A 12,730-nucleotide genomic window follows, 5' to 3' on the forward strand; every position below is an offset into this window, starting at 1 on the left:
GTTCCTGATCTAATGTTTCATCATCTTGCATCATTCTGCCATCCATGAGCTACTCTCATACTCTCTTCTACCGCTATAAGCTGCTCGTTTCCGTATTTCTTGGGGTGGTTCATATGCTACACACATTAAGCCAAAGGCATCCGCCCCATGACTGGACCAATCATGCTCTGCACCCAAACCTATATTGCGCTTCTCATCCCACTTCTCGTGATACCAATTCAGTGCTTTGCGTCCTGCTACGGTCGTCTCTTCGTTGAACCAAATTGAAGGCAATATCCGCCTCACCGCCTCTATACGTATCTTGACCGCCCCAGCCCCCTGATTGGGAATAACTTGCGTTTCAAAACCAGCATCATTCAAAGCACTCTCAAAACTCACATTGTGCACACGGTCTCTGGTCGCACCATCATGGGGTAAAACCATCAACGCCTTCTCATAGCCATTTTGACGCAACCAGCCTATGTGCTCCGATAAAGGTTGCCCTTGTGCTTCGTAATAATCCAATACCCTGATTTCGCGTCCTACAAACTGAGCTATCCATATTGCCGTCGCATCTGCCTTGGCGCCCGTGCCCCCAATATCCCAAAAAGCGCGTATCTGCATCAAAGGATCACGAGCAACACGCCCTATCCGCCCCTCCTGCTCGGCTGCCAACATCTCTTTCTGATAGTAAGCACCCTGAACGGCTTTCAGATAATCCCCTTCCCAAATATGCTTATAGCTCTCGGGACGGTTCCTGAGATCATCCAACCGTGCTTCATTCAAGATCTTTGGAAACTTCGGATTGTCTGACCAGTTGATCTCAACACGCTTGATTGCCTCATTATCAGAAAAACGAAACCGCCTCTCAACGGGGGCATTCTCTCGCAATGGGTTCCATGTCACCCATAACTCTGCACGCCAGCCTTCACCTTCTTCACGTAAAGTCGGTATAAGCGTTTGCCAAGCTGTCTCAGTGACAGGTTCCGCCTCATCAACCCAACAAAGCAAAATACGCCCCATCGACTTGATGCTCGCTACATTGCGATCAAGACCTGAAAACTGAAAGGCTATACGACCATCTCTCGATTTAATCGAAGACTCCCCAATCTTGTAATAGTCCTTTAAAAAGTCATGACTTTCAATGGCGCGTTTAATCTCCTCCAAAGAGCTCTCTGCTAGAGAATTCTGGAACTGACGAGCACAAAGAATAGTACCTGAAATCCCTCCCATGCCGAATTGATAGCCCTTTAAAGCCGCCATCAAGGCAAATGATCTTGTTTTTCCAGACCCGCGTCCTCCCCAAGCAGCACGAACCGCTGCCTTCCCTGTAAAGATTGGTATAAGCTTTGGTACAATACTAATCTGTTTGGTCGTCATTCACTAAAGGCGCGATCTCTACACGCGTTATTGTTTTTATCGCTCCCCCATCCTCACCTGTCACCTGTAAAGGCAATACCTTACCAAGCAGAGCCAAATAAGCAGCGGGGCAATCCATAGCCTGCTTTTCCAAATAGGAAATTAAACCCTCTTTTCCTATTTTATTACCAGCATTCTCTGCTGCTTTAAGAACTGCCTCTTTTAAAATGCGCGTCATTTTATTGGGAATGCCCTTGACGCGCCCCAACCCAGCTCTTGGTGGTATCCATTTTTGTTTGACTGGTGGAGCTTGTTCTGTATTTTCTGATGTCATAAAATACGCCCTCCCGATAATAAAAAACCCCGCATTTGCGGGATTTCCTTACTGCACTGCCCCTCGTTTAGATACAATACGTCCAGTGCCGTATCTGTCATTAAATACGATTTGCAACACATTGTCAACAACAAAATAACACATATTGATAGATGCAAAGGGAATCAGTTAGACAGCGTTAATTATGATAATTTAAAGGACTACGTGATGAAATTACTTTTTATAACACGCATTGTAACATTTATAGCCTTTTTTTCTATATCAATGCTCTTTACATCAATGTCATTTGGATTTATGCGTATATTTACAAGTGTAGATGACATACAGAAGTATGATAAACTTTATCAAGAATACGCAAGAGAATACAAAGATTTTGAACATTTTGAAAAGCAACAAAAAGCAACGCAATTTATATACAGCCGTGGCTATCAAGATGCTTCTCCCAGATTTGATCTTATACAGCATCGTCATATACTTGTTATTTTATGTGGACGTTTTGTGAATTTATTGCGGGGTGATTATAATGAAGAAATGCCATGGGCAAATCTACCCAATGTAATAAGTAGTTTACGCTATCAATATAATTGGAGTGAAGGAGATTTTATTTGGGCATACAATATGTCTATGAACTCTAAGGATCGAATGATTTATTACGCCAAAAAATTTCTTAATTCTTCAAGTGGAAATGGTATTAGCCCCAGAACACAAATGATGGATGTAACGGCTGGTGTAAATGCTGGGATAAGAACTGGTAATCATGAACCAACTAAACGAACACCTCGAGTTTGCAGAGACTTAGAAACGATATACAATATAATGGAGCCAAGATAGAGATTGTCGTTTAACGATCAGAGTACTTTTGAAGCGCATTAAGAGCGACACGTAATGAACTCACGAGATGCGGTAGCATTTGATCTTCTATAACAAGATACTGTAGCGCGGCGTAAAGATTATACTGTCTATAGAGGCATTGTGCTTCTTTTATTGCCTCTTGCACGGCTTGATAGTAATTGGTTGCTTTTTCAACCCATTGTTCAAGACTATTTGGGTCTGTATTTGTAGACACATCATCATAAATGGCGCTTGGCAAGCCTTTTGCACAAAGGTAGTTGTTTCTTATCTGTAGATATTTTTGTGCCGCATCATATTGCTCTTGTGTAAGCACACCTTGCAAACAAAGCCGCCCTATATAGGTACCAGAAAGTGGATTTCTTGCCTCTTGTAGCGTTAAACCAAAGCGCTTGGCGCGGGTTTCTATTGCCAAGTGATCAACAGGTTCACGTGGTGTTTTTGCTCGTGATATACGACCATTTGGCTCTCTTAACTGCCCTATGATCTTAGGGCGTCCCCTCTTTTTTGTTTTTTTCACAACATCGCTTTCTTAAAAAGGAACACTGTCATTCATATTGGTATGAGGCATATCAAGAGGGCGTTGATAGCTTCGGTCATAAGGCGATGATGACTGCTCTTGATTATCATCATTTTTGCCATCTAAAAGCTTTAAATCACCTTTGTAATGAGGCAAGATGATCTCTGTTGTATAGCGCTCTTGACCATTTTTATCTTGCCATTTGCGGGTTTGAAGTTGCCCTTCAATATAGACTTTACTGCCTTTATTGAGATATTGAAGCGCAATCTTTGCTAAGTGTGGATTAAAAACCACTACAGAATGCCATTCAGTTTTGCTTACCTTTTGATTGGTGCTCTTATCAGTATAGCTTTCAGAGGTAGCCATGCGAAAATTAACCACCTCAGCACCACTATTCATTGTTTTGCTTTCGGGATCAGCACCTAAATAGCCAATTAAAATCACTTTATTAAGCATTTATCAAATCCATTATATATGCACTTTTTATGTATGTAATTATAGCATAATTTTCTATTTTTTTCAATATTTTCAACAATTTATTGACAAATATTATTTTTAGTGTACATAAAATATATGAAAATAGTATGGGATGAACCTAAAAGAGTTTTAAACATTGATAAACATGGGCTGGATTTCACAGATGTTATTTACTTTGAGTGGAAACACGCCTTTATTGACGCAACACATTCAAATCGCATGAAAGCTATTAGACGTTTTGCTGATGGAACCACGGTTGTTATTTTTGCACAACTTGGCACAGAAGCGATATCCATTATCAGTTTCCGTCGTGCAAACAAGAAAGAAAGAGAGGTTTTCAATGACTATCAAAAAAACCTTTAAAGAAAAGCGCTATTACACAAAAGAAGATTTGGAAGCGGTGAACTCACCGCCGCTTACAGATGAAGAACTTGCACGTTTAAAACCAGCTACAGAAGTTTTACCAGCCTCCTTTTTTAAATATGTAGATAACGAGCGTCGCAAACGAGGACGCCCTCCAATTGCGTCTCCAAAAGAAGCGATTACCTTACGACTTGACTCTAATGTTATTGCTTTTTTTAAGGCGCAAGGTAAAGACTGGCGTATACGAATGAGTGAAGTTTTAAAGAAAGCAAGCGATTGCTAATTGATTTGTGAAGAGCCCTTCAATTAGCAAAAGAGATTAGTGATGAAGATAACAACATTTGACGCTAGCGATTTTTTTCAAACCCCTGAGGATTTTAAAGAATTATTACAAGATGCTCTAGAAACCCAAAATAATGGTTATGTTTCACATGTATTGAGTATTATTGCACGTAAACAAGAAATGACAGCAATTTCTCATAAGAAGAGATAACTTAAAAAGGTGTTTTGATATTGCGTTTTTACACACAATGTGCCATATTAGGGTTGATTATTATGGAATAACAAAAAATAGGATAGAACCGTGTCAAGATTGATTGACGCGGTTTTATTTTGCCTAATGATAACAGCTATAAAAAAACCCTGCTATGTAAAAAAACATAACAAGGCTTTTCAATTTCTCAGGTCTGTTTTTAAGATAACATACTCTTTTTAAAGATGCAATTTGATAATAAAGCTCTTGTCATTATACACAATTTAGTCATATAATTTAAGAACCAGCCTGCATTGCAAAACAAAGCCGTGTCAAAATTAATTGGCACGGCTTTATTCTTCAAAGGGGGGGAAATTTCAAACCTAAAGAGCGGCTCAAAATACAACATTTACGTTGCAAAATAAGATTAACATAACGCGTTTTAAGATGCAAATCGATAAGAACGATCTTGCCTTTATACACAGAATATGTATTTTAGATCTTGTTTTTCCTTAGGTGATAAAAAATTGTTAAAATCAGAACCGCATCATAAAAGGTGCGGTTTTTTTCTTACAGACTCTTGCATATTGTATGTATTTTATGTAGAAACTAAATGTAGTTTACTACTTCGTTTTAAACTCCTTTTCTTGACTAAATTCTCCAAATTTAAAGCCGCGTCGTTAATGACACGGCTTTTTTTTGTTAAAACCAGCTGTTATTTACGCTGCTTGTACAATACCATTTGTTAAGAGGCGCTTTGCTTCATTTGTAACAAATTTGTAATGATAAAGTTCTTTTTCTAATTCATTTGCGTGCAACAACCGTCTCATTATCAATTCTAGAAGCTTACCAATGCCCTCTGGTGTTCTTAAACTTTCATAAGAAAACACATTACATTCTCTAGAAAATAAATCATACTCTATTGATTGTTTTTTTAATTCATAAAAAGCTTTAACGAGTGCTTTTTTGAAAGCGCGCACGATTTCATTATTTCGCATATATGTCATAAGAAGAGTTGCTTGCGATTCATTAAGGATAGCGATTTCTCTTTTTTGCCATCCACCATTTGTTTTAAAGGGTACGATCTCAAATCCAACCCTTCCAAACTCTTCAAAATCTTTAATATTTTTACGTACTAATCTAATAACAGTAGCATGGCTATTACCCACACCATTTGCAATTTTGAGAGAAGTTGTGACTGCAATGCCATCATCGTTGATTGTAACTAGATTTTTCATTGAAAAAACCTTTCTAATAGTTAGTAAGTTTCTTATTAACACCCCTATAAGGGGCATCGGGTGCTAAGAAACACGGCTATTAGTCCGTCGCTATGCTTTTCCCTCGCGAAGGGTATTGTATGGCATAGCTACACCCGATGTAATCAATATATGCTAATAATAGCATAAAAAACAATCAGTATTTTAAAGGCATGGGAAAGGTTGTTTCGTAACCTATCCGCTAATAGCTAAGTGTTTCTTAGGCACTTGTGATTCGTTTAACATAATGGTTTATTAGTGTCAACATGCTTTTTAAAAAATATTTCACATATTGTTGTTTTGAAAGGGTCGGATTTGAAATCCAAGTGAACTAAAATCCTTTTAATTTGAGAGAGGCGCCCCCGCCGCGCCTGTTATTTAAGCTGCTTTGTGTATAGTATGTATTTCAGTTACTGGAGAATTGTTACTGATTTTTGGTTCGTAAGCTTTTAGAAGCGGCTCTAAATCGGGTGTTGGTTCTGAATAACCAAAGTTAGTAAGGATAGCTAGAATTTTTATGATATTAGGATTTTCGTCTTGCAATTTAAGAGCGATAGCCTTTTCGATTGTGGACATTAGGTCTACAAGAGCGTTGTGGTAGCTTTCTTCGGTTGTGTCTAGATTAGCTTCTTTACAGATTGAGAGCCAGAGATTGCATAGAGCATCTACAGTTAGATTTTGCATGGTATATAACCTTTCTTGACATAAAATTAGAGTTTTCAATTGACGCCCTATAAGGGCGCCGGGTGTTGAAAACACGGTGTCAAGTCCGCCGCTATGCCTTCCCAGTGAAGGTCTTGTATAGCATAGCTACACCCGGCGTAATCTTTATATGCTAATAACAGCATAAAAGACAATCAGTATTTTTAAAAGCAGGAAAATGATCTTATCGTGATCAACCCGCTCGACACTAAGTGTTTTCAGCACTTATGATTCGTTTAACATCACGCTATAGCAATGTCAACATGCTTTTTTAAAAAATATTTCACATATTGTTGTTTTGAAAGGGCAACATTTCAAATGTGAGTGACACTCTATAAGGGCATCGGGCGCTCAAAAACACGGTCACAAGTCCGTTGCTTACACTTTTCCCTTGAAGGGTCTTGTATGGTATAAGCACACCCGACATAAATCCATTATACGCTTTTTAAAAATTATTGCTTAAAAATTATTGCGCTTTTCCATAAAGTTCTTCTCTTAAGCAAACTAATCCTTTTGCAGTAAATTTAGTTGATGGTAGTAACATTTCTGTACCGTCTTTTGTCTGAATAGTGATTGTTGTACAATCCATAAGCCCTTTTTTGATTTTATCTTGAAAAGGCAATAATGGGCTCTTTGGTCCTCTTTTATAAACCCATTTATATTTTCTCAAGTAATCAGTTAAGTTATTACGTCCCACTTCCAATATTTTAGCGGCTTCTGTAATTCCCACTAAACCATCTAAACGTTGCAAGTTATCAAGAGCCATTGCCTTTGGTTTAAGGGTACTCACTTCACTTTTTAAAGTCTCTAATTGTGTAATGCTTTCTAAAAGCAGCTTCTTAATATAGAGAGGGTCCTCTAAAGCATTTGCAAGGTTCATTTGTGGTGCTGCTTGCTTTGCACGCCGTTCGCATTCAATAAAGTACAAACGGGCTTCTCTACCTCTTTGATTGTTTTCAAGCATAGAAAGCTCTTTTGCCCTGTCTAATGTGAGGTAATATTCTAAGCTCGGACGCCCACCTTGGAGGTTTTCCACAAAATTATGGAAAACTATATAATCTTGATTTTCCAATAGGTTATATTTTTTTATACGGTTTTTTATCCAAGTAGAAAAGTCTTGTCTACTTTCCAAAAATTCGTGCAATTCACGCGCACTCACTGTTTTTACTAATTCGCCGTTAATTTCATTTTGATTGATATCTATTAAATTTAAATTTTGTGACATACGTCACCTCCTTATTGACACTTGTTTTCAATTAACACTCAAGAATGCCGGGCGCTTTGGACAAAGCGGGACGTCCACAATCACACCCGGCAATCCCCTCATCATATGCTAGACGCATATTCTGAATTAAAAACTCTTTGACAATTAGCAGGAAAAAGATTACTAATGAGAATCACACTTTCCCGCTTTCAAAGTGTTCTTAAGTGCGTGATTCGTAATATCCTATTCGTATTTTACTGTCAATGGGATTATTGCGATTTTTTTCATTTTGTTTTTTATCATTGTTTTCTCTAGATTTTAACGTTTCCCAAATTTGGGAAGCAAAGATTTCGCTTCCATTTTTTTATGGAGGCAAGTGAAATCCTTATCTTCTGCTCTAAATTTTAACGTTCGCCATTTTTGGCGAGCGTAATTTTTGCTTATGAGAGTTGCCTGCGTTGGGAATTTTCGCCAATTTTGGCGAAAACTATAAACGCGCGTTATTCTAGGCTTTATAGGTCGATCCAAATTTGGATTGACCCCTTTATTTCAACCGGCCCATTTTTGGACTGGTTAAATCGCCACCCCATTTTTGGGGGCGCTAACTCACTCACCCCATTTTTGGTCTCAGTGCTTTCACGGCGTTCTCTAGCTCTCTGTCCATATCTTCATAAGCCTGTGAATAGCATACCTCACCATCGTTTGTGATTTCACAAATCAACTGATCTTGCTTTGTGCGTTTTTTGATTTTCTTATTCACATCAGCTATCAACGCATCGCAACTCAGTAAAGATCTTGGCAGTGAACCACCGTAAATCCATCCCCTAACCCGCGCCTTCGTACTGTAATCAACGTGATCAGGTATCTCGTGATATTGCCCGCCCTCTATAGTCTCATACTCTCTAGAGCCGTTTTCATACTCGTACAAGATATTGATTTATAACGATAATTCATTGTTTTGCATATTGAATGAGAGACCCGAATATCCTAAGATTCTCTCATTTCAAACCTGCTTATCTTGAATCAATCAAAATCATCCCTTTGCACATCACAAGTGGGATTAGCGTGTGGATAAAAAATAGAGAAGAAAGGAACAAAAATGCCTTTAATGAATCGTCTTAATGCAAGGGCTGTCGCAACATTGGGGGCTGGCAAATATAATGATGGTGCTGGCTTATTACTCCATAAGCGTAAAGATGGTGGTGCTCAATGGATTTACCGATATACCATCCACGGGCGGCGTCGCGAAATGGGCTTGGGTGCCTTAAGAGATGTTTCTTTAAAGCAAGCCCGTGAATTGGCAACTGGGTGGCGTTCTGTTTTACGTGAGGGGCGTGACCCTATTAAAGAACGTGAGAAACAAAAGCGTGAGGCAATGCGTAATCTGCATTATTTAAAAGACATTGCCGTGGATGCTTTTGAAAGTCGTAAAGCTGAATTAAAAGGAGATGGTAAAAATGGAGATTGGTTTTCACCTTTAAAACTTCATATTCTCCCCCAATTGGGCTGTCTACCGGTTTCAGAGATTACACAAACCGATATACGCAAAGTTCTCGCTCCCATCTGGCATACAAAAGCTGGAACAGCTCGTAGAGCTCTCATTCGTCTTAATATTTGTCTCAAACATGCGGCTGCCTTGGGATTGGATGTTGATTTACAAGCAACAGCAAAAGCACAAGCTCTCTTAGGGAAACAACGCCATAAAACGCAAAATAGACCAGCAATGGATTGGAGAAATGTTCCGGCTTTTTATAAAACACTTTGCGAAACACCAACCCTAACTCAACTGGCTTTGCGTCTGCTTATTCTGACAGGGGTTCGTACATATCCCTTGCGTCATATCCATAAAGATCAAGTTGATGGAGATATATGGACCATCCCTGCTGAAAATATGAAAGGAAAGCGTGATGCTACAACAGAATTTCGCGTGCCTCTATCAACAGAAGCATTAAAAGTGATTAAACAAGCGCGCCTGCTTTCTCGTAATGATTTCTTTTTCTCTGCAAAAGGTCGTGGTCCTCTTGCTGATAGTTGCATGTCAAAATATATGAAACAAACTGGACTTGATGCTTGTCCCCATGGATTTCGTTCTAGTTTACGCGATTGGTTAGCAGAAACAACCGATGCTCCCTATGAGGTAGCAGAAACCATTCTAGGTCATGTGGTCGGTGGACAAGTAGAGCGTGCTTACCGTCGTACTGACTATCTAGAACAACGCCGTGTTTATATGGATAAATGGGCGGCTTATGTCACGGGACAATCTTAATAGATGGGGTACTTTGCCCCATCATTCCTTCATTATCTGTGGATAACTTTTTCTCTCTTTTTTTCTCATTCCGTTTCAATAAGACTCATAAATTATCAAATGAGAAAATACATCATAAAATACTGTTTTTTATGAATAAACTTACTTTCCAATCTCAACAAAATATGGTTAATAAATGCTTATTGATTTGTTTCCATTTTTTGAGATTGAAAGGATAAGTTATGACTGAAAATGATGTTCTTCTTACAGACCGCGAAAGTGCAAAATTATTGCATATAAGCGTTTCAACATTCCGCCGTCATGTCACCAATGGATCTTTACCAAAGCCTTTAAAATTTGGTTCTTTATCGCGTTGGTTACAATCGGATTTGATGGATGTGATTGAAAAAGCCAAAACGCAACGTCAAAGTGACGCTGCATAAAAAAAAACCTTGTCACATAAGGATGGACAAGGCTTTCTCTTATAAACCGATAAGAATATAGCAAAATCCATCCTGTGACGCAATGTTTAAGGATGAGAAAAATGTATAATTCTATAAATGCTCAGGGCATCACAAATGCCTTGCGGGGTGTCTGGGGATTAACAGAGCTTTATTTACGCAAGCGGGGCATCATTTGTGGCTTGCCCCCCCTAATTTACGCTTTCACGCCTTTACGTTTTCACGACAAATGCCCCCATCATTAGCCATGCTGGTCGTAAAGCAGGTTTTGCCCTTGCTGCCTGCGCTTATAGCAAAGGCTTCAATGTCTTGATGATGCAAGCTCCCAAAGGAGCTGATTTTAATAATCTCTTATTAAATTATGAAAGGTAAAAAAAGATGAAACAAGATGTGCAAAATAACAATGAAAATATTCCATTAAATAATAATGATAATGATCACAATAACGACACTGTCTCTCTAAAGGAGCATCCCTGTTTACAAGCCATTCCTTATGAACAGGCTTTGCAACAAATTGGTTGGGGCGAATTAAAACCGATTAGCAGCGCTCTTTTACCGGTTGTGCCTTTTCACCCTGCACAAGTTCCAACAGCATTGGGAAATTATATTTATGATATTGCTGACCGTCAACAATCCCCTGTCGATTTCGTTGCCGTTTCTGCCTTGTGTGGGTTAGCAGCCCTTATTGGTAATGGTGTTCGCATAGCTCCAAAACAGCATAGTAATGATTGGAAAATTGTCCCTAATCTGTGGGGTATGATTATTGGTCAACCTTCTGCTAGGAAAACACCTGCCATGCAAGCGGCTTTAGCTCCTTTGTATGTTTTTCAAAACGAATGGTATCAAGAATGGAGACAACAGAAAAAACAGCAAGAAACAAAAGATATTCTCATGGAATTAGACAAACGAGAAAAGAAAAAACAAGCCGGCAAAGCTTTAAAAAATAAAGACAAAAAACAAGCCCTTGTTCTTCTTGCTGAACCTTTCGAACACAAAGAAAGTGAGGATGATACTCTGGTCAAACGGCGTCTTATTGTCAATGATGTGACTGTCGAAAAGCTAGGAGAATTACTCAAAGAAAACCCGCGTGGATTATTGATGGTTCGTGATGAACTCTCTGGGTTTTTAGCAAACTTAGAACTTAAGGAATATCAAACAGACCGTGGGTTTTATTTACAAGCTTTTAATGGGGATCAACCCTATACCTATGACCGTATTGGGCGTGGAACGATTCATATTCCCAATGCAACGCTTTCCATTATAGGAGGTATTCAACCTTCTCGGATTATCCCCCTTATTCAGGCAATAAAGCGTGGAATAAACGACGATGGTTTCTTGCAACGGTTTCAAATGATTGTATGGCCCGATGAAAATCAAGACCGAAAATGGGTTGATAGATATCGCAATCAAGAAGCAAGGGAAGCTTATAAACAAGTCTTTCGTTCTCTTTATGATAAACCGGTAGGATCCTCTCAATATCCGATTACCATGCACTTTTCTGCCGAAGCACAAGAGATATTTCGTGAATGGTGGGAAAATCACCAGAAAGAGATAAGAAGGGATGATCTCTCAGAGTCCTTACAATCCCATCTTGGAAAAATGGACAAAACCATAGCAAGTCTTGCTTTGATTTTTGAACTTATTGAAGGTGGTCGTTTTGAAATCAATAAAGGTGCCCTTCAAACAGCCTTGCGCTGGGAAGAGTATCTGTTAAGCCATGCAAAACGTCTTTATGCTGCTGGGGATACTTTAACAGAAGAGCGTGCAAAACTGATTGTAGAGCGTTGTGATGGCTTACCTGAGGTTTTTACTGCCCGTGATATCTACAGACGCTGCTGGGCTCATTTAAAAGATAAAGAAGCTGTTAAGCAAGCTTTGGAGCTGTTATGCCATACAAACCACATTCGTGAACTCTTTCATGCCGGTAGTGGAACAGGTCGACCTCCTGATAAACGCTATGAATGGCATCCTTTGGTGAAAAATCAGAGTATAAAGCAATGAAGAAAGCTCTTTTAAAGCTTTTCAAAACAATTTCGCAAAACTCTTTTTCAATGGATTCTGTTAGATAACCTTCTGCAAAGAAAATGATCAGAGTTCTTTTGTAAAAAGAGTTTTGTATCTTTTGTTAGTTTTGTCTGTTGATTTACTCCCCCCCTTCCATTTAAAAAATTGAGAAAAAATAAAAACATTCTATTTCAATAGTTTAGCATTATACAAATTTTTGCAATCCAATCGATAAAAACCATGTGAGTAAAATAGACAATCAGTGACTTGAGTTTTGTCTGCTTTTGTCAATTTTTGTCGGTAAATCTTAACTGACAATTCTTTTATGATTAGAGTGATCATAAAACTCTTCAAAACATTCATTTTGAACTCTTAAAACACATATCGAATTTGTCTTAATTTCCCATAAAATGAATAGCAAATTTCACTACTTTGCTTTTTACATGCTGTTTATAAATGCATCTTGTTAAATTTTTTTGACGCATTTTATGGCTTTTCGAGTGAA

General features: G+C 38.6%; 14 protein-coding genes and 1 pseudogene. 7 read left to right on the forward strand and 8 right to left on the reverse strand.

Translation table 11 applies throughout. From position 1 onward, the window contains the following. Positions 1–30: 30 nt before the first annotated feature. Positions 31–1,359 (reverse strand): PBSX family phage terminase large subunit, encoded by a 1,329-nt coding sequence (locus tag NPX99_RS07950; protein ID WP_269031316.1) that lies wholly within the window; start codon positions 1,357–1,359, stop codon positions 31–33. After that, the gene (locus NPX99_RS07955; RefSeq protein ID WP_269031317.1) at positions 1,340–1,672 is read right to left on the reverse strand and encodes a hypothetical protein; all 333 of its coding nucleotides are present in this window, start codon (positions 1,670–1,672) and stop codon (positions 1,340–1,342) included. Before NPX99_RS07955 ends, NPX99_RS07950 begins: the two co-directional genes overlap by 20 nt. A 207-nt stretch (positions 1,673–1,879) precedes the next feature. Here NPX99_RS07955 and NPX99_RS07960 point away from each other — a divergent pair, with 207 nt between their 5' ends. Then, on the forward strand, positions 1,880–2,503 hold the full coding sequence (locus NPX99_RS07960; RefSeq protein WP_269031318.1) for a hypothetical protein: 624 nt from the start codon (positions 1,880–1,882) through the stop codon (positions 2,501–2,503). A 10-nt stretch (positions 2,504–2,513) separates the two neighbouring features. Here NPX99_RS07960 and NPX99_RS07965 read toward each other — a convergent pair whose 3' ends face one another. Both NPX99_RS07965 and ssb read right to left on the reverse strand, forming a co-directional pair. Beyond that, on the reverse strand, positions 2,514–3,041 hold the full coding sequence (locus tag NPX99_RS07965; protein WP_269031319.1) for a hypothetical protein: 528 nt from the start codon (positions 3,039–3,041) through the stop codon (positions 2,514–2,516). Between the two features lie 12 nt (positions 3,042–3,053). Further along, positions 3,054–3,497: a single-stranded DNA-binding protein gene (ssb, locus tag NPX99_RS07970; protein WP_269031320.1), complete on the reverse strand. Its 444-nt coding sequence runs from the start codon at positions 3,495–3,497 to the stop codon at positions 3,054–3,056. A gap of 117 nt (positions 3,498–3,614) precedes the next feature. Here ssb and NPX99_RS07975 point away from each other — a divergent pair, with 117 nt between their 5' ends. From NPX99_RS07975 to NPX99_RS07985, 3 genes are read left to right on the forward strand one after another with little or no spacing between them, the layout of a single operon-like run. Further along, on the forward strand, positions 3,615–3,881 hold the full coding sequence (locus NPX99_RS07975) for a BrnT family toxin (RefSeq protein ID WP_269031321.1): 267 nt from the start codon (positions 3,615–3,617) through the stop codon (positions 3,879–3,881). Next, the gene (locus tag NPX99_RS07980; RefSeq protein WP_269031322.1) at positions 3,859–4,164 is read left to right on the forward strand and encodes a BrnA antitoxin family protein; all 306 of its coding nucleotides are present in this window, start codon (positions 3,859–3,861) and stop codon (positions 4,162–4,164) included. Before NPX99_RS07975 ends, NPX99_RS07980 begins: the two co-directional genes overlap by 23 nt. 42 nt (positions 4,165–4,206) lie before the next feature. After that, the gene (locus tag NPX99_RS07985) at positions 4,207–4,374 is read left to right on the forward strand and encodes a hypothetical protein (RefSeq protein WP_269031323.1); all 168 of its coding nucleotides are present in this window, start codon (positions 4,207–4,209) and stop codon (positions 4,372–4,374) included. A 698-nt stretch (positions 4,375–5,072) separates the two neighbouring features. On the opposite strand, the gene NPX99_RS07990 is transcribed toward NPX99_RS07985, so the two are convergent. The 4 genes and pseudogenes from NPX99_RS07990 to NPX99_RS08005 form a co-directional block, all read right to left on the reverse strand. Beyond that, complete coding sequence (locus NPX99_RS07990) at positions 5,073–5,591, reverse strand: Rha family transcriptional regulator (protein WP_269031324.1); 519 nt, start codon at positions 5,589–5,591, stop codon at positions 5,073–5,075. A 396-nt stretch (positions 5,592–5,987) separates the two neighbouring features. Next, positions 5,988–6,293 carry a hypothetical protein gene (locus NPX99_RS07995; protein ID WP_269031325.1) on the reverse strand — a complete coding sequence of 102 codons (306 nt, stop codon included), beginning with the start codon at positions 6,291–6,293 and terminating at the stop codon, positions 5,988–5,990. A 484-nt stretch (positions 6,294–6,777) separates the two neighbouring features. Continuing rightward, on the reverse strand, positions 6,778–7,536 hold the full coding sequence (locus tag NPX99_RS08000) for an antA/AntB antirepressor family protein (protein WP_269031326.1): 759 nt from the start codon (positions 7,534–7,536) through the stop codon (positions 6,778–6,780). Positions 7,537–8,125: 589 nt separating this feature from the next. Further along, positions 8,126–8,443: pseudogene (locus NPX99_RS08005) on the reverse strand (hypothetical protein); the annotation flags it as partial. 171 nt (positions 8,444–8,614) lie between these two features. Between NPX99_RS08005 and NPX99_RS08010 the strand changes: the two are divergent. From NPX99_RS08010 to NPX99_RS08025, 3 genes are all read left to right on the forward strand, one after another. After that, positions 8,615–9,781 (forward strand): tyrosine-type recombinase/integrase, encoded by a 1,167-nt coding sequence (locus tag NPX99_RS08010; RefSeq protein ID WP_269031327.1) that lies wholly within the window; start codon positions 8,615–8,617, stop codon positions 9,779–9,781. Between the two features lie 221 nt (positions 9,782–10,002). After that, entirely contained in the window at positions 10,003–10,203 is a 201-nt protein-coding gene (locus NPX99_RS08015; protein WP_004865796.1) for a helix-turn-helix transcriptional regulator, read from the forward strand. A 396-nt stretch (positions 10,204–10,599) separates the two neighbouring features. After that, on the forward strand, positions 10,600–12,222 hold the full coding sequence (locus NPX99_RS08025) for a YfjI family protein (RefSeq protein ID WP_269031328.1): 1,623 nt from the start codon (positions 10,600–10,602) through the stop codon (positions 12,220–12,222). The last annotated feature ends 508 nt before the right edge of the window (positions 12,223–12,730 follow it).

Origin of the sequence: Bartonella sp. 220B, assembly GCF_026930205.1 — a bacterium.
Taxonomy (GTDB): domain Bacteria; phylum Pseudomonadota; class Alphaproteobacteria; order Rhizobiales; family Rhizobiaceae; genus Bartonella.

Bases quoted from the DNA above. Each gene is read 5' to 3' on its own strand.
- NPX99_RS07975 (WP_269031321.1), top strand. From the start codon at position 3,615: ATGAAAATAGTATGGGATGAACCTAAAAGAGTTTTAAACATTGATAAA.
- NPX99_RS08015 (WP_004865796.1), top strand. From the start codon at position 10,003: ATGACTGAAAATGATGTTCTTCTTACAGACCGCGAAAGTGCAAAATTA.
- NPX99_RS07990 (WP_269031324.1), bottom strand. From the start codon at position 5,591: ATGAAAAATCTAGTTACAATCAACGATGATGGCATTGCAGTCACAACT.
- NPX99_RS07955 (WP_269031317.1), bottom strand. From the start codon at position 1,672: ATGACATCAGAAAATACAGAACAAGCTCCACCAGTCAAACAAAAATGG.
- NPX99_RS07980 (WP_269031322.1), top strand. From the start codon at position 3,859: ATGACTATCAAAAAAACCTTTAAAGAAAAGCGCTATTACACAAAAGAA.
- NPX99_RS07985 (WP_269031323.1), top strand. From the start codon at position 4,207: ATGAAGATAACAACATTTGACGCTAGCGATTTTTTTCAAACCCCTGAG.
- NPX99_RS07950 (WP_269031316.1), bottom strand. From the start codon at position 1,359: ATGACGACCAAACAGATTAGTATTGTACCAAAGCTTATACCAATCTTT.
- NPX99_RS08000 (WP_269031326.1), bottom strand. From the start codon at position 7,536: ATGTCACAAAATTTAAATTTAATAGATATCAATCAAAATGAAATTAAC.
- NPX99_RS07960 (WP_269031318.1), top strand. From the start codon at position 1,880: ATGAAATTACTTTTTATAACACGCATTGTAACATTTATAGCCTTTTTT.
- NPX99_RS08025 (WP_269031328.1), top strand. From the start codon at position 10,600: ATGAAACAAGATGTGCAAAATAACAATGAAAATATTCCATTAAATAAT.
- ssb (WP_269031320.1), bottom strand. From the start codon at position 3,497: ATGCTTAATAAAGTGATTTTAATTGGCTATTTAGGTGCTGATCCCGAA.
- NPX99_RS08010 (WP_269031327.1), top strand. From the start codon at position 8,615: ATGCCTTTAATGAATCGTCTTAATGCAAGGGCTGTCGCAACATTGGGG.
- NPX99_RS07995 (WP_269031325.1), bottom strand. From the start codon at position 6,293: ATGCAAAATCTAACTGTAGATGCTCTATGCAATCTCTGGCTCTCAATC.